Origin of the sequence: Streptomyces malaysiense (assembly GCF_000980885.2) — a bacterium.
Lineage (GTDB): Bacteria > Actinomycetota > Actinomycetes > Streptomycetales > Streptomycetaceae > Streptomyces > Streptomyces malaysiense.
Map to the genome: position 1 here is coordinate 137006 of NZ_LBDA02000033.1, position 16394 is coordinate 153399.

General features: G+C 75.9%; 9 protein-coding genes. 7 read left to right on the forward strand and 2 right to left on the reverse strand.

The window, feature by feature from the left end; translation table 11 throughout:
- Positions 1-150 precede the first annotated feature (150 nt).
- The gene (locus VT52_RS15215) at positions 151-1614 is read left to right on the forward strand and encodes an acyl-CoA synthetase (RefSeq protein ID WP_046425060.1); all 1464 of its coding nucleotides are present in this window, start codon (positions 151-153) and stop codon (positions 1612-1614) included.
- Positions 1607-2956 (forward strand): carboxyl transferase domain-containing protein, encoded by a 1350-nt coding sequence (locus VT52_RS15220; protein ID WP_206306517.1) that lies wholly within the window; start codon positions 1607-1609, stop codon positions 2954-2956. Before VT52_RS15215 ends, VT52_RS15220 begins: the two co-directional genes overlap by 8 nt.
- A gap of 15 nt (positions 2957-2971) precedes the next feature.
- Here the strand turns inward: VT52_RS15220 and VT52_RS15225 are convergent, their stop codons facing one another.
- Positions 2972-6652: a S8 family serine peptidase gene (locus tag VT52_RS15225; RefSeq protein WP_046425057.1), complete on the reverse strand. Its 3681-nt coding sequence runs from the start codon at positions 6650-6652 to the stop codon at positions 2972-2974.
- 273 nt (positions 6653-6925) lie between these two features.
- Between VT52_RS15225 and VT52_RS15230 the strand changes: the two genes are divergently transcribed.
- The 5 genes from VT52_RS15230 to mreB all read left to right on the forward strand — a co-directional run bounded on the left by VT52_RS15230 (position 6926) and on the right by mreB (position 15229).
- Positions 6926-7318, forward strand: coding sequence for a CU044_2847 family protein (locus VT52_RS15230; protein ID WP_046425055.1), 393 nt, complete (start codon positions 6926-6928; stop codon positions 7316-7318).
- The gene (locus VT52_RS15235) at positions 7315-9171 is read left to right on the forward strand and encodes a VMAP-C domain-containing protein (protein ID WP_071387450.1); all 1857 of its coding nucleotides are present in this window, start codon (positions 7315-7317) and stop codon (positions 9169-9171) included. Before VT52_RS15230 ends, VT52_RS15235 begins: the two co-directional genes overlap by 4 nt.
- A gap of 34 nt (positions 9172-9205) precedes the next feature.
- Positions 9206-10240 (forward strand): AAA family ATPase, encoded by a 1035-nt coding sequence (locus VT52_RS15240; protein ID WP_046425050.1) that lies wholly within the window; start codon positions 9206-9208, stop codon positions 10238-10240.
- Complete coding sequence (locus tag VT52_RS15245; protein WP_071387451.1) at positions 10230-14048, forward strand: SAV_2336 N-terminal domain-related protein; 3819 nt, start codon at positions 10230-10232, stop codon at positions 14046-14048. Before VT52_RS15240 ends, VT52_RS15245 begins: the two co-directional genes overlap by 11 nt.
- A gap of 143 nt (positions 14049-14191) precedes the next feature.
- Positions 14192-15229 carry a rod shape-determining protein gene (gene mreB, locus VT52_RS15250; protein ID WP_046426428.1) on the forward strand — a complete coding sequence of 346 codons (1038 nt, stop codon included), beginning with the start codon at positions 14192-14194 and terminating at the stop codon, positions 15227-15229.
- Positions 15230-15252: 23 nt separating this feature from the next.
- Here the strand turns inward: mreB and VT52_RS15255 are convergent, their stop codons facing one another.
- The gene (locus VT52_RS15255; protein WP_046426426.1) at positions 15253-16125 is read right to left on the reverse strand and encodes a MurR/RpiR family transcriptional regulator; all 873 of its coding nucleotides are present in this window, start codon (positions 16123-16125) and stop codon (positions 15253-15255) included.
- Positions 16126-16394: the final 269 nt, after the last annotated feature.

Here is a 16394-nt window from a genome sequence, read left to right on the forward strand (position 1 = left end):
TCCCGCGTCCGCACCCCGAGTCCTTGCCGTCCGCCGCGCCCTCCCGCACGCGGCCCCGCTCGCCCGCACCCCGCCGAGGCATGGTCGTCCCCGGATGGATCCTGGTGTAGGAAGGGGCTGAACGGTCGCGAGAGTGAAGGGGTGCGTGGGGTGTCCTCACTTTTTCCTGGGCTTGTCGGTGGGTCGCGGAAACGGGTCGCGGTGGGGTTCGGTGAGCGGTCCCTGACGTACGGCGGGCTCGCGGACGCCGCCGGGGTGGTGGCCCGGCGGATCCGCCGGGGCGACCGCGTGGCCGTGTGGGCGACACCCGAGATGGAGACGGTGGTCGCCGTCGTCGGCGTGCTGCTGGCCGGTGCCGCCGCCGTGCCGCTCAACCCCAGGTCCGGGGAGAAGGAGCTGGCCCACATCGTCTCCGACAGCGCGCCGTCCCTCGTCCTCGCGGCGCCGGGCGCACGACTGCCCCCGGCGCTGGGCGACCTGGAGCGTGTCGATGTCGACGCCGGTTCCGGCGCCGGCGCCGGCGCGGGCGAGGGCGTCCCGCACCCCGAACTCCCGGGGGACGCCCCCGCCCTCATCGTCTACACCTCCGGCACCACCGGCCCGCCCAAGGGCGCCGTACTCCCCCGCCGGGCCCTGACCCGCACCCTCGACGCGCTCGCCGACGCCTGGCAGTGGACCGAGGCCGATGTGCTGGTGCACGGGCTGCCGCTGTTCCATGTGCACGGGCTCGTGCTCGGCGTCCTCGGCCCGCTGCGCCGCGGCGGCTCCGTGCGGCACCTGGGGAGGTTCTCCACGGAGGGGGTGACCCGCGCGCTGGCCGACGGCGCGACCATGCTGTTCGGGGTGCCGACGATGTACCACCGCATCGCCGAGACCCTGCCCGGCGACCCCGAGCTGGCCAAGGCGCTCGGCGGGGCCCGGCTGCTGGTCTCGGGCTCGGCCGCGCTGCCGGTCCACGACCACGAGCGGATCGCGGCGGCCACCGGGCGCCGGGTCATCGAGCGGTACGGCATGACCGAGACCCTGATGAACACCAGCGTCCGCGCGGACGGGGAGGCCCGCGCGGGGACGGTCGGCGTGCCCCTGCCCGGTGTGGAGCTGCGGCTCGTGGAGGAGGACGGGAGCGAGATCGGCGCCCGCGACGGGGAGACCGTCGGGGAGATCCAGGTCCGCGGTCCCAACCTGTTCACCGAGTACCTGAACCGGCCCGACGCCACCGCCGCCGCGTTCACCGCCGACGGCTGGTTCCGCACCGGCGACATGGCCGTGCGCGAGCCGGACGGCTATGTGCGGATCGTCGGGCGCAAGGCCACCGATCTCATCAAGAGCGGCGGTTACAAGATCGGCGCGGGCGAGATCGAGAACGCGCTCCTGGAGCACCCGGGGGTCCGGGAGGCCGCGGTCACCGGGGAACCGGACGCGGACCTGGGCGAGCGGATCGTCGCCTGGATCGTCCCGGCCGATCCGGAGAACCCGCCGGGGGTGGAGGAGCTGGCCGGCCATGTCGCCCGTCGGCTGGCCCCGCACAAGCGGCCCCGCGTGGTGCGCCACCTGGCCGTGCTGCCCCGCAACGACATGGGGAAGATCATGAAGCGGTCCCTGACCGATGTCTGACCAGCGGCGTACCGCGCGCGAGGTGCTGGCCCTCGTCACGGACGACGGCACCTTCACCGAACTCGCCTCCCCCGAGAGCGAGTCCCGGCCCGACGGCCCGCTCGCCTGGCAGGGGTACGACGCCTCGCGCGCCCGTGCCGCCGAACGCACCGGCGAGGAGGAGTCCGTCGTCTGCGGCACCGCGGCCGTCGGGGGCACCCGTGCCGTGCTGATCGCCTTCGAGTTCGGCTTCCTCGGGGGCTCCCTGGGCGAGCGCACCGGGGACCGGCTGGCGGGCGCGTACGCGCATGCCCGCGAACACCGGCTGCCCGTCGTCGCGTTGATCGCCACCGGGGGCAGCCGGATGCAGGAGGGCATGGTCGCGCTGACCCAGCTCCAGCGGGTCGCGCGCCAGTCGGCGCTCACCCGGGAGGCGGGCCTGCCGCAGATCGCCGTTCTGCGCGACCCCACCACGGGCGGCGGCTGGGCCACCCTGGGCGCCGGCTCGGACGTGGTCCTCGCCCTCCCCGGTGCCCAGGTGGGCTTCGCCGGCTCCCGTGTCCGCCCGCCCGACGCCGACCCGGCCGCCTACACGGCCGGGGCCCAGCTGGCGGCGGGGGCGGCGGACGCGGTCGTACGAGCGGAGGACCTGCGGGGGGTGCTGGAGGTGTGGCTGCGGCTGCTGTCCGAGGCGGACGGCCAGGGCCCGCCCGCGCCCGTACCCGCGGCGCTCGCCCCGGCCGGGCTCCCGGCCACCGGCTGGGCCGCCGTCCAGCGCGCCCGCTCTCCTGAACGCCCGCGCGCCCGCGCCTACCTGGACGCCTACTTCACCACCCGGGTGCACATCAGCGGGGACCGCTGCGGCGGTACCGACCCCGACGGCATCCTCTGCGGATTCGGTGAGCACCGGGGCCGTACCGTCGCGTTCGCCGCGCAGACCGGGGCCGGGACCCGGCCCGCCGGGTACCGGACGGCGGCACGGCTGATCCGGCTCGCGGACCGGCTCGGGGTGCCGGTGCTGACGCTGGTGGACACCCCCGGCGCCGCGAACGACGCGGAGGCCGAGCGTCAGGGGGCCGGCGCGGCCATCGCCGAGGTGTTCGGGGCGGTGGCCGGGGCGCGGGTGCCGGTGACCACGCTGGTGATCGGCGAGGGCGGTTCCGGGGGCGCCCTCGCCCTGGCCGCGCCGGACAACACCTGGGCCACACCGGACAGTTACTTCTCGGTGATCGCCCCGGAGCTGGCGGCGGCCATCCTCAAGCGAACCCCGGCGGAGGCCGAGAGGACCGCCGACCAGCTCCGCATCCGCCCACAGGACCTGCTGGAACTGGGGATCATCCGGGGTATCGTCCAGCACCCCTAGGGCCTCTCGTTCGGATCACGCCGGGCTCGCGGGGCGCCCGGACCGCCTCACCCCCACCGCCTCGATGATCTCCTCCGAGACCGACCCGCCCCTGTCGTCCCGGGCCGACGCCCGCAGCGAGACGGACGTGGCCGTGCTCGGCACGTCCAGCGCGCCGAGCCAGTGGGCCCCGGCTCCCCGAAGGGCCACCGCCCGCCACGTCGCGCCCTCGTCGTACGACACCTCAAGCCGGCCCCCGCCGAGCGTGCCGGTCCTTGAGGCTCCCGCCAGGTAGCTCGCGCCCAGTGTCACCGGCAGCCGCCGCCCGCCGGGCACCGTGCCCGCGAGGTCGGTCTCCAGCCCGTAGGACAGGTTGATCAGCGGCAGCGTCGTCGCGTGGTCGTCCGGCGTCCGCGCCGACCGGAACGTCCACTCGGTGTGCCCACGCGTCGTGAGCTTCCAGTGGTCCGCGTCGAGGGCGGTGTCGGTCACGACCTCGTACGTGTGCTCGTCGGCCGGCGCGTCCCGGACGAACGCGGCCGGGCCGGACCCGCTGTCGGCGAGGGTGCCGTCCTGGTAGACGGAGGTGGTCTGGGCCATGCCGCTGTCGCCCCAGACGTCGCCGGACCCGGTGTGGTCGGGGCCGGAGTCGCCCCAGCCGGGCGTGTTCAGCTGGATGTCGTTCCCCGTGCGCTGCTCGCCCCAGCCCAGCCCGGTGCCGAGCCACGGGTGCCACACCGGCTGGAACCAGTGCAGCCGGGGCCGGCTGCCGCCCCGGTAGTGGACAGGTCCGCCGCGCTCCTCCAGGGTGCCCATGCCCATCGTGACGGACTCGGTCCACAGCTGGCCCGGACCGGTGGAGACGTAGTCCGTGCGCTCGGCGGGCAGGTGGACGTCCTCCTGGAAGCCGATGCCGACGGGGAAGGCGCCGGTGACGGAGTAGCGGAACTCACCGCCGCTCGCCGGCCGCGCCGCGTGGAAGGAGACGCGCAGGGCGGCGAGCCGGTCCGGCGAGGGCCGATAGGTGAGGTCGCGGTCGGGGACCGACCCCGGGTGGCCCTCGGAGAGGTCGTACACGTACGGCGAGTCGGGCGTGCCGGTCATCTCGACCGTCGAGTCCGCCCGCAGCCGGGCCGCGTCGGCCCGGTTCACCGTGGCGATCGGCAGCGGGCGGTCGGTGCCGTCGTCGTCACCCCACCAGTCCATCAGCCGGCCCGGCGCGTCGTCGGTGACGAACAGCGCCTCGGCGCCCGCGTCCTGCGCGGCCTGGGCGAGGGCCGACGGGTCCGCGCCGTCGGCGAGGCGGGCCAGCACCGCCTTGCCGGAGGCGGCGGCGGGCACGGGGCCGTCGCCGACGTCCACCAGCGGAAGCCTCCGCCGTCCGGCGGTCAGCGTGCCGCCCGGCTGGACCGTCGCCTCGCCGACCCCCGCGACCTCCAGCCGCGGCTTCGCCAGCCGCCACACCGTGCGGTACTCGAAGCTGCCCCGGGTGACCTCGGGCGTGGGCTCGGCGAAGACGCTGTCGTAGGTGAGGGGCACCTGGACCGCGCCGGACAGGTCGGCGCCGTTCGCGGCGCGGTCGTACTCCATGAGCAGCTGGTGGGTCTCGGTGCGCCGCGGGACCGCCGCCCTGACCTCGCGCAGCCTGGTTCCGTCGAGGGTGACCTCGCTGTCGTGGTCGAGGGTGACCTCGGGTGCGCAGAGGAAGCCGAGGCCGAGCGAGTCGGCGCCGTGGCTGCCGTGCACGTCGAGGAAGGAGGTGAGGGCGTAGGTGCCCGGCTTCAGACGGAGCCTGAGCGTGCCGGAGCCGCCGACGTGGTCCGTCTCGGGGTCCGCGTTCCGGGCGAGCCGCTGCACGGTGAGGTCGGCGGCCGCGGGAGCCCCCGCGCGGTCCCTGACGTGGACCGTGAGGGTGTACCGCTCGTCCTCCTTGACCAGGCCGAACACGGTGTGCGCGCGCACCGCGCCGGTGTCGTCCAGGGCCACGATCTGCCCACTGGTGGTGCCCACCGGCGCCGTGGCTCCGTCCCCGGTGACGGTGGTGCTCGCGGTGCCGTGCGCGGGGACGGTGAGGGAGGGGTCGGCGAGGGTGGCGACGCCGTCCGGGGCGCCCCGCACCGACAGGGTCAAGTGGACATCCCGGTCACCGGAGTTGGTGTAGGTCAGGGTTCGGGTGACCGGCTTGTCGGCGGGGTAGGGCCAGCTGTGGAAGCCGAGGTCGGCGCTGCCGGTGGCGGTCACCGTGGCTCGTACGGCGTCCGGGACGCTCACCCGTCCGGCGCCCACCGTGTAGGCGGAGAAGCCGAGTTGCCCGGAGGTGGACATCAGCGCGTCCTTCAGCCGGGCGCCGGTCCAGTCGGGGTGCTCCTGCGCGAGCAGGGCGGCCACCCCGGCGACGTGCGGTACCGCCATCGACGTACCGCTCATGGTCGTGTAGTAGCCGCTGCCGTCGGTGAGCTGGGAGCGGGCGGCGAGGATGTCGACGCCGGGGGCGGACAGGTCGGGCTTGAGGGCGTCGTCGCCCGCGCGGGGGCCCGCGCTGGTGAAGTAGGCGGGCCGGTCGGCGGAGTCGACCGCGCCGACGGTGAGGGCCGCGTCGGCGGCGCCGGGCGAGCTGATGGAGGAGGGCGCGCCGGTGTTCCCCGCGGCCACGACGAAGAGCGCGCCGGTCTCCCGGGAGAGGCTGTCGAGGGCCTGGGACATCGGGTCGGTGCCGTCGCTCGGGTCGCTGGAGCCGAGGCTCATCGAGACGATCCGGGCGCGCACGTCCCGCGCGGCCCACTCCATCCCGGCGATGATCTGCGACTCGCTGCCCGAGCCCGCGTCGCTGAGCACCTTGCCGACCGCGAGGGTCGCCTCCGGTGCCACGCCCTTCTCCTTGCCGCCGGAGGCGGCGCCGCTGCCGCCGACGATGGAGGTGACATGGGTGCCGTGGCCGTCGCGGTCGGCGACCTCCTCGCCGTCGACGAAGCTCGCGGACCGGCCGATCCGGCCGGCCAGGTCGGGGTGGGTCAGGTCGGCGCCGGAGTCGAGCACGGCGACGGTGACGCCCTTGCCGGTCAGCCCCGCGTCCCACGCGGCCCGCGTGCCGATCTGGGCGTTGCTCTCGGCCATGTCGGCCTCGACCCGCCCGTCCAGCCACACCTTGGCGATGCCGTCGCCGCCGGTGAACGACCGCCAGAACGCGCGCCCCTTGCCCGCCTCGACGGCCGCGCCGCGCAGGCTGGGCAGGCTCCGGGTGCGGGAGGTGCCGGCCGGGGCGGCGGCGGGGACACGGGCGCCCTTGCCGTAACCGACGATCAGCGGGAGGGACTTGGTCCGGGTGTCGGTGAGGCCCTGCCGGATCAGCGCGCTCACGTCGAACAGCCGTCGGTCCAGCTTCCCGGAGCGCAGGTACGGCAGCGCCTCGTCCGGTACGACGGTCAGGTCGCCGTCGCTCGTCCGCGTCCGCACAGCCCCGGTGGCGTCCCGCGGCCGCTCGACGGTGACGGTCTTCCTGCCGTGTCCGAGGTCCGCGACGGTCACCTTGTCGCCGGTGACCAGGGTGACGGTCCTCGGGGCGGGTCCGGCCGGCCTCCCGGCCGTGACCGTCGCCCCCGCCCGCGCCGGCGTCGTGGCACTCCCCGCCGCGGCGACCGCCCCGGGCACCGGCACCGTGGCCAGTACGAGTCCTGCCGACAGCAGCGCCGCCCGACGTCTGACTGGTCCTCTGGTCATCCGCGCCCTCTTCCACGTGCTCCTCGACGCCCGGGTCGCGCGCCCGGAACGGCCCGTACGAAACTGTCGTGTACATGATTTGCGGGTAGCCACGAGTGTGATGCGCCCGCCGGGAGCGCACAGGGGGCCGGACGTGGCGGGTTGTCACAGTGGCGGGTTCTCGCCATGCCGCGCCGGTTGACCCGCCGGGGCATATCGGGTGGGACCGGCGAAGCACCGTCCGTACCATGGGGGTTGACCACGGGTCTGCGACGAGGGGGAGCGAGCGGCGGCATGGAGCAGCTGGTGGAGTTCAGGACCGAGGACGGCGCGCTCGTCGTGGTGGAGGAGGCCGGAGCCACCCCCCGGCCCGGCAGCCGACTGGTCTCGCGCGGCGACGAGGCGGTGCGGGCGGCGCGCACCTTCGAGGGCGCGCTGGACGGCGTGCGGGCGGCGGCGGAGGCCGCGCTGCGGGTCTTCCGCGACGGCAGCCTGCGGCCCGACGCGGTGGAGATCGAGTTCGGTGTGAAGATGTCCGCCGAGGCCGGCGCGGTCATCGCCAAGGGCACCGCGGAGGGTCAGCTGGTCGTCAAGCTCCACTGGAAGCCGACGAGTCCGGCCGGCGGCGCGCTGCCCGCCGTGCCGGATCAGGCCGCCGCCGGGCCCGGGTCCGCCGAGCGCCCATGAACAGTGCCGCCTGGCATGCCCGGATCCACTGCGGCCACGAGGTGGGCGCTGGATTCCTGATCACCGCCCGCCGGGTGCTCACCTGCGCCCATGTCGTCCGTGCCGGCGACCCGGACGCGGTGACGGTGGTGTTCCCGCACGCCAGGGAACTGGGCGAGGTGTCCGCCTCGGTCGTCGCGCACGGCGGCTGGGCGGGCGGCCTCACCGACCCCGGTGACGTGGCCGTGCTCGAACTCGACCGGGACGTCCCGCTCTCGCCGGCCGGCTTCGCGCCGCCGGAGGCCGCCTACGCCGAGCCGCACCCCCGGCTGCTCGCCTACGGCTTCCCGGTGGGGTACGACGAGGGCACGCTCGCCGAGTACCGGGCCGTCTCGGGGCAGTTGATCGCGGGTGAGTGGCTGGAGCTGGTGGCCTGGCAGGGGTACGGACAGCCGATCGTGGCCGGGTTCAGCGGGGCCGCGGCGACGCTGCCGGACGGCCGGGTGGTCGGCATGGTCACCTCCGCCTCGGACGCGCCGGACGTGCGCAAGGGCCGGATGCTGCCGCTGGACGTACTGGCCAGGCACTGGCCGGAGCTGGGTGAACTGGTGCCCACCCCGGGCCATCGCACGGACGTGCTACGGGAGTTGTACGAGCTGCTGCGGCGCGCCCCGGGCGCCCGGGAGTGCGACCCCGACCGGCTGTACGTGGACGCGGTGGGCGCCTTCGGGCCGCCGCTGCCCGAGGGCGGGTTCCCGACGCTCGGGCAGGCCGCCGCGTACGTGCAGTGGGAGGTGCCCGACCCGACGGCGGTGGACCGGTTCGCGGCGCGGCTGCGGGAACTGGCGGGCACGGGACCGGCGGTGGCGCCCGCCCCGCCGCCCGCGCGGGCCGCACGGGGCGGGCAGGGCGCACCGGGCCCGCGGATCGCGCGGGCCGCGCAGGCGTCGCCGCCCTGGGCGCCGGTCGTCGTGGAGATCGATCACAGCGGCGCCGGACCCGACCAGGTGACCGTGGAGGTGTCGGCGTACCGCGACGGGCAGCGCCGCCCGGTGGGCACCCGCCGGCTGCCGCGCTCCGGCGTGCGGTCGTACGTCCAGCACCGCATCGACGAGGCCGTCGCCCATCTGGACCCGGACGCCGAGGAACTGGTGACCTTCGTGCTGCCGCGCGAGTGGCTCAACGAGGCGGTGGCGCACTGGGAGTGCGGCGCGGACGACAGCACGCCGCTCGGCTGCGCCTACCCCCTCGTGGTGACCGACCGCGCGCGGCATCGCAGCAACCGGCTGCGGCACCAGCTGCGCAGGAAGTGGCAGAAGCTGGACGCGGAGCGCCCGGTGCCGGTGCACCGCGTGGAGTGCGGCAGCCAGGAGCGGCCGCCGAGCCTGCGCAAGCGGCTGTGGGACGGCGACGCCGGGCTCGCCGGGTTCGCGGTCCCGCCCACCGCGGCCCGCGAGCACTTCGAGATCGGCCTCACCGTCCCGGTCCCGGTCCTGCTGTGGTCCCGTACGGGCTGCCCGGCCGGGGAACACGGCGAGGCGCGGTGGGCTGGGCACGGCGGGGGCGGGCACGAGGTCCCCCGCCGGGCCCCGAGCGGTCCCCGGGACACGGCCGCAGCCGGCACCGCGACCGCCGCCCGGCCCCGCGTCGAGGCCGCCGGCCCCTGCCCCGGCACCGCGTTCCTGGACCAGCTCGCCGCCGCCGTCGCCGAGGTACCGCTCGCCGAACTCCCCCGCCACATCCTCTCGTTACGGGTGACCGCGGACGCCGCCGACGAACCCGGCCGGCACTGGGCCCGGGACCTCCAGCTGCTCTGGGACGACCCCCGCTGCTTCCCGGAGCCCGCCACCGGCCTGCGCTCCCCCGTCGACTGACCGCCCGCACCCCCACCACGGAGAAGAAGAAGCCATGCCCCTGTGGCCCGTCTACACCGGTACGAACGCGCCGCACGACGGCATCGCGCAGCTGCCCCCGCCGCCGCCCTGGCGCGCCTTCGACGGCGGTCCCGTCCTGGATCCGCCGGACGCGGCCGCCGACCGCTCGGCCGTCTCCCCCGACCGGGTGCACCGCGCCGAGACGTACCGGGCCACCGAGGACACGGTGCAGCTGGTCAACGCGGCCCTGTATCTGCGCCGCCCGTTGCTGGTCACCGGCCCGCCCGGCACCGGCAAGTCCTCCCTGGTGTACGCGGTCGCGCGGGAGCTGCGGCTCGGCCCGGTGCTGCGCTGGAACATCACCAGCCGCAGCACGCTCCAGGACGGCCTCTACAGTTACGACCCCCTGTCCCGCCTGTACGCGGCCCGCCGGCGGGCCGCGGAGCAGGAGGCCGGGCCCGAGGCGGCGGACGAGACGGGCATCGAACATCATCTGCGCCTCGGCCCGCTCGGCACCGCCCTGCTGCCCTACGCCCGCCCCCGCGCGCTGCTCATCGACGAGATCGACAAGAGCGACCTCGACCTGCCCAACGATCTGCTGAACGTGCTGGAGGAGGGCCAGTACCAGATCCCCGAACTGGTGCGCGCCGCCCGGCTCGCCCCGGACGGCACCGCCCGGGTCCCGGCCGACGGCACCGGCGCACCGGTGCCGGTGGTGCGCGGCCAGGTCCGCTGCCGCGCCTTCCCGTTCGTCGTCCTCACCAGCAACGGCGAACGCGAGTTCCCGCCCGCCTTCCTGCGCCGCTGCGTCACGCTGCGCCTGCGCCGGCCGGACGACCGGCACCTCGCCGACATCGTCCGCGCCCACCTGGGCGAACCGGACTCCTACGCGGAGGAGTTGATCGGCCGCTTCCTGGACCGCACCGGTGCCGGCGACCTGGCCACCGACCAGCTCCTCAACGCGATCTACCTGGCCCGCACCAGCAACCTGGACGCCGGGTCCCTGGACCAACTGGCCGAGCGGCTGATGCCCCACCTGGGACAGAGCGCGCAGACCGATGTCTTCTGACACCCCGGGCTCCCCCGGCGCCCCCGGCTGCCCGGACTCCCCGGACGCCCTGGCCCGCCTCGCCGCCGTACTGGCCGGGGCGGGCCAGGGCGTGCCGCCGACACCGCGTGAGCTCGCCGAACTGCTCTGGCTGGCGGGACACCTGGGAGCGGAGGGACCGGCGGACACCGCGACCGTCACCGGGGGCGGCAGGGACCCCGGGGACCCGGGTGGCGACCGGGCCGCGCAACCGCTGCCACCGCCCGCCCCCGCCGGCGGGCCCCGGCCGCCCGAGGTGGAGACGCCCCGGCCGCGCCCCGCCCCCGGCGCCCCCGCCCGGGTCCCGCTGCGCCTCCCCTCCCCCGCCCCGTCCGCGGACCGCGCTCCGCACACCGCCCTGACGGCCCCCGCGCCCCCGATGCTGCGCCATCCGCTCGCCCTCCAGCGCGCGCTGCGCCCCCTGCGGCGCCTGGTCGACGCGCCCGTGGGCCGGGAGCTGGACGAGCGGGCGACCGCCGACCGCATCGCCCGCCTCGGCGCCGACCCCGACCGCTGGCTCCCGGTGCTGCGGCCCGCCCGGGAGCGCTGGCTGAGCCTGAACCTGGTGTACGACGCCGGTCCCACGATGCCCCTCTGGCGGCCCCTGATCCACGAACTGCACACCGCGCTGGCCCAGTCGGGCGCCTTCCGCACGGTCACCCTGCACCGTGCCGGCGCCGACGGCACGGTGCGCGGCCCCGACGGGCGGCTCCCCGCCGACGGGCGGACCGTCACCCTGCTGATCAGCGACTGCATGGGCCCGCAGTGGCGGCAGGGCCCCGCCGGCACCCTGTGGTACGCCACCCTGCACCGCTGGGCCCGCCGGATGCCGCTGGCCGTCGTCCAGCCGCTGCCCGAACACCTCTGGCGGGAATCGGCGTTGCCCGCCGCCCCCGGCCGGCTCTCCGCACCGCACCCCGTGGCGCCCTCGGCCGCGCTCACCTTCACCCCGTACGACACCCCGGAGCCCGGCGACGAGGCGGGCGCGGTGGTCCTCCCGGTGCTGGAGCCCGAGCCGCGCTGGCTGGCGAACTGGGCCGGGCTGATCAGCACGCCCGGCGGCACCCGGTTCCCGGCCGCCGCAGCCCGGCTGACGTCTCCGCTGCCGGTCGACGCGCAGGACCGTACGGACCTCGGCCGGTTGTCCGCCGAGGAGTTGGTGCTGCGGTTCCGTGCCACGGCCTCCCCGGAGGCGTTCCGGCTGGCCGGGCATCTCGCGGTGGGGCGCCCCGACCTGCCGGTGATGCGGCTGGTGCAGGCCGCGGTGGAACCGGATCCGCGGCCCCGGCACCTGGCCGAGGTCGTGCTCAGCGGCATGCTCACCGCGCTGCCGGGGACGGCGGCCGGATCGTACGCGTTCCGGGAGGGCGTACGGGAACTGCTGCTGCTCGGACTGCCCCGCACCGAGCGCAACCGAACGGTCGGACTCCTCGACCGCATGGGCGAGTTCATCGACGAACTGGCGGGGCGGGCGCCGGGCGGCTTCCGGGCGGTGGTGCCGGCCCCGGGCGGTGCGCCGACGCCGGTGGAACGGCGGCCGGTCGCCACGCTCAGCGAGGAGAGCGTGCGCAGGCTGGCGCCGGCCGTCGGTGCGGGACTGCTCGCGGGGCGGTACCGGCTGCTGCGGAGGTCGACGGCGGGACTCGGGGGGTGGGTCGCCGAGGACGCGCACGACGGGGGCGCGCAGGTCGTCGTGTGCCGGTATGCGCCGGGCGAGTACCAGGAGCCCTTCGGCCGGCTCTGCGAGGATCTCGCGGAGGTGACGCACCCGGGGATCGCGCGGGTCCTCGATCACGGCTTCGCCGAGGGAAAGCCTTATCTGGTGCGGGAGTTCGTCGAGGGGCCGACGCTGCACGAGCGTCTGGCCGACGGCTCGGCCGGGCTGTCGGCCGACGAGGTGCGCGAACTGCGGCCGGGGCTCCGCGAGGCGGTCCTCGCCCTGCACGCGACGCGGGGGCCGCGCGGCGAGCTGAACGCCCGCTGCGTGGTCCTCTCCCCGAGCGGACCGGTCCTGACCTGTCTGGAGGCCGCGCCGATCGCGCCCGGGAGCCGTGCCGAGGCCCTGCGGACGGTCACAAAGCTCCTCGCCGGCCTCGCTCCCGAACCCCCGGGCACACACCCGGACACCACCCGGATCGGCTTCACCACCGACGACCTGACCGGCCGCCCCGGGACCCGCATCTCCCTCGAAGCCGCCGTGCACGAGATCCTCACCCGCTCGCTGCCCCCGGGCCGGTTCCGGGTGCGGGTCCGTCCGGACGGCTACCAGGTGGACGTCGAGCCCGGCACCTATCTGCTGCCCGTCCTGGTCGCCGTGCTGCGGGAACTGCCCCTCACCCTGGCCCGGAAGGCCGAACACAGCCGGCTGCGGGTGGTGTTCGGGCAGCGGGCGGTCCCGCTGCCGGAGGCCGCCACCGGCGTCGACGTCCTCGTACCGCCCGCGCTGTACGACGAGTTCGCCGCGAGCTCCGCCGCCGGCGCCGCCCCGCCCTTCGAGCCGCTGTACGCCGACGACGCCCCGGAGGCGCCGCCGCTGGCCTGGTACTGCCCGCTCACCACCGAGCACCCCCGGCGCGAGCTGGTCCAGGGCCCGTTCATCACCCAGGACCTGCGCGAGCTGGGCGTGCCCACCCCGGGCCGAACGGCCGTCGTGCACACCCGCGCCGACGGACCGCTGACCGTGCTCGACCCGATCCGGCCCTACGGCGGGCGGGCGCCGCGCGCGGAGACGTACTACACGGTCGACCTCACCGTGCGGCAGGCCCGGCACAACCTGTCCCTGCCCAGTTCCGGGAAGGCCGGGTTCACCGCGGTGGCGGAGCTGACCTGGCAGGTCAGTGACCCGGTCGCCGTCGTGCGGTCCGGCGCCGCCGACGTCTCCGGGCTGCTGCGGGAGCATCTGCGCGAGGCCGCCGCGAGGCTCACCGCCAGGCATCCGGCACGCCGGACGGGCGCGGCCGAGCGGGCGGTGAACGACGGGGTGCGCGACTGGCCGGTGCCGGGGCTCGCGGTGACGTACACCGTGCGGCTGGGGTCCTGGAGCGCGCCCGAGCCCGCCCCGGCCCCGCGATCGCCGGTGCCCTCGCGCCGCCGGGCGGTGGACGTGCTCACCGGCGCCGGGCATGTGCTGATCAGCTTCGACGGCCCCCTCACCCGGCTGTTCGCGGCGCACCGCGCACGGCCGGCCGTACTCGCCCTGCTGCGGGTCGTCGCCGAACACCGCGACCCCCGAAGCGCGTTGGCGGGGCAGCCGCTGCCGACGGCCGCCGGGCCGGCGGGCCAGGACACGTTCCCGCATCCGCTGGACCTGCTGCGCGCCTTCTCCCACGACCGGCTCGGACCGCTGCTGCGGGACCGGCTGGAGGAACTGGAGCTGGCCGCTGTGCCCGATGTGCCGATGACGCATCGCTCGCTGGCGCTGGTGCGCGCGCTGCACAAGTCCGGACGGCGGGTGAGCGTGGTGTCGGACGTGAGTTCCCGGGCGGTGCAGCGGGGCGTGGAGTCGTACAAGCTGCCGCTCGCGGGGGTGCACGGGCGGCGCGCCGACCTCAGCCTGCTGACGCCGGACCCCCACTGCCTGCTGCGGGCCCTGGAGCATCTCGGCACTCCGGCCCGCACCGGGGCCCTGCTCGGCTCCTCGGTGGCCGAACTGACCGCGGCCCAGCGGCTCGGCCTGCCCTTCATCGGGTTCGCACCGTCCGCCGACGCACGCCGGCTGCTCCACGAGGCCGGCGCGCAGGCCGTGGTCTCCACGCTCGAACCGCTGCTGGAGGCGATCCGCGCCGGTTGACCCGGCGACACTCCGACGACCCCCGTGATTACGCCCGTTCGGCGGCGCCCCGCCCGGCCCCCCAGGAAAGGCGGCCGGTACCGGGCGGCGCGCAGGATACGGAGAGCAGGAAGAGCCGAATCCCGCGCCCGGAAGGAGCTGCCGTGTCCGTCAGCCTGGAGCAGTTGCGCCGCTGTCACTTCGCCGTCGACCTGGGCGCGGCCCGTACCCGGGTGTATGTGAAGGGCACGGGGCTCGTCGTGGACCAGCCCTCGGTCGCGGCCGTGAACGTCCGGTCCGGCTCGCTGATCGCGGTGGGCGACTTCGCGGAGCAGATGACCGGCCGCACCCCCGACTACATCAGGGTCGTACGGCCCGTCTCCGGCGGCACGGTGGTGGACATCGACATGGCCCAGCGGATGCTGCGGCACCTGATGGGAGACAAGCTGCGCCGGGCGCTGCGCCGCAAGGCCCGGCTGCGCGCGGCCGCGTGCACCCCGCACGACGCCGATCCGCTGGCCCAGCGGGCGACGATCGAGACGCTGCTCGGGCTCGGCGCGCGCCGGGTGGAGCTGGTGGACACGCTGATCGCGGCGGCGGTGGGCTGCGGGCTGCCGGTGGAGCGGCCCGAGGCCACCATGATCATGGTGTGCGGGGCGGCGGCCACCCAGGTCGCGGTGCTGTCGCTGGGCTCGATCGTCACGGCCCAGCGGGTCCCGGTGGGCGGGGAGGCCGTGGACCAGGCGATCGTGCAGTACCTGCGGCACACGCACGAGCTGATGCTGCCGAGCCAGTCGGTGCGGCCGCTGCAACTGGCCCTGTCCGGCAACGGACTCACCCCGCAGGGCCCGCCCGAGACCGAGATCAACGGCCGGGACGTGGCCACCGGGCTGCCGCGCACCGTACGGGTGAGGACCTCGGCGGTGCGGGAGGCGATCCAGACCCCGCTGACGGCCGTCCTGGACGGCATCGGCAAGGTGCTGCGCGCGTGCCCGCCGGACCTGGTGGCGGACCTCGCCGACCGCGGGATCATCATGGTCGGCGGTTCGGCGCTGCTGCCCGGCTTCGACCAGATGGTGCGCGAGGGCACCGGGATGCCGGTGCTCATCGCCGAGCGCCCGGACGTGTGCGCGGCCCGGGGGCTCGGCGAGATGCTGGAGGGCCGGATCGAACCACTGGTCCTCGACCCGCTGGCCGCGTGAACTCCCCTGTGCGCCGCCGGTGTTCAGTAGGCGTGGTCGGCCGTGATGTCCGCCGACAGATCGAGATGGCGGCGCGCGGTCTCGGGGCGCAGGCCCATCAGGAGGTGGGTCAGGACGTCCACCGCGGCGAGATGGGCGATCCGGCTGGCGGAGGTCTCCAGGCCGAACACGAGGTCCTGACCGCCGGCGACGAGCACCTGGCAGCTGGTCTCGCTCAGCGGTGAACGGGCGTAGCTGGTGAGCGCGACGACGGTGGCCCCGGCCTGCCGGGCCCGCCGGGCGGTGTCGACCGTGGTGCGGGTGGCCCCGGTGTGGCTGATCGCGAAGCAGACGCCGTCGGGCGGGAGCTGGGCCGCCGCGAGCTGGGCGGTGAGCGGGTCGGACGGTGCGTCGACCTGACAGCCGAGGGCGCGCAGCCGGTAGGCCACGTCGAGGGCGACCGCGCCGGACAGCCCCGCGCCCACCACGACGACCCGCGACGCCGTGTGCAGCGCCTCGGCCGCGGCGGTGAGCGCGCCGGGGTCGAGGGTCGCGGCGACGCCGTCCAGGGCTTCGCGGGAGGCGCGCAGCGTGGCGGCGAGCGCGTGCGCGGCGGGCTCGTCCACCGGCGGCGGGGGCGGTTCGGGCGCCTGCCGGGCGGCCTCCAGCTTGAGCTCCTGGAAGCCCCGGAAGCCGAGCCGCTGGCAGGTGCGTACGACGGTGGAGGACGCGGTGCCGGCCAGCGCGGCCACGTCGCTGACGCTGAGGTGGACCAGCGCGGCGCCCTGGTCGAGCACCACCCGCGCCACCCGGGCCTCGGTCTCGCGCAGCTCGGGCAGCCGGGCCCGGATCCGGGCGGAGAGGGAACCACGGGGACCGTCGGTGCCCCCGGGACCACTGATGGAATTCTGTTCCATGGAGATAGCGTACCGTGGAATCAAATTCCACAGCCGCGCCCCCGCCCCTCTCTCCGCCCGCCCCTCTCTCTCCCCGCCCGCCCCCTCTCCCCCCGCTCGCTCGCACCTCCCCGCCAGGAGTCGCTCCGGCCATGCCAGGAACCATGTCCGCCCCCGTGCTCACCACCGTGCTGACGGCCGCGGTGCTGCACGCCGTCTGGAACTCGATCGCCCACCGGATACCGGACAAGCTCACCGGTTTCACGCTGATCAGCGTCGCGTGCACCGGA

Excerpts from the sequence above, each read along its gene's own strand:
- VT52_RS15245 (WP_071387451.1), top strand. The coding sequence starts at position 10,230 with ATGTCTTCTGACACCCCGGGCTCCCCCGGCGCCCCCGGCTGCCCGGAC.
- VT52_RS15220 (WP_206306517.1), top strand. The coding sequence starts at position 1,607 with ATGTCTGACCAGCGGCGTACCGCGCGCGAGGTGCTGGCCCTCGTCACG.
- VT52_RS15230 (WP_046425055.1), top strand. The coding sequence starts at position 6,926 with ATGGAGCAGCTGGTGGAGTTCAGGACCGAGGACGGCGCGCTCGTCGTG.
- VT52_RS15240 (WP_046425050.1), top strand. The coding sequence starts at position 9,206 with ATGCCCCTGTGGCCCGTCTACACCGGTACGAACGCGCCGCACGACGGC.
- VT52_RS15225 (WP_046425057.1), bottom strand. The coding sequence starts at position 6,652 with ATGACCAGAGGACCAGTCAGACGTCGGGCGGCGCTGCTGTCGGCAGGA.
- VT52_RS15235 (WP_071387450.1), top strand. The coding sequence starts at position 7,315 with ATGAACAGTGCCGCCTGGCATGCCCGGATCCACTGCGGCCACGAGGTG.
- VT52_RS15255 (WP_046426426.1), bottom strand. The coding sequence starts at position 16,125 with ATGGAACAGAATTCCATCAGTGGTCCCGGGGGCACCGACGGTCCCCGT.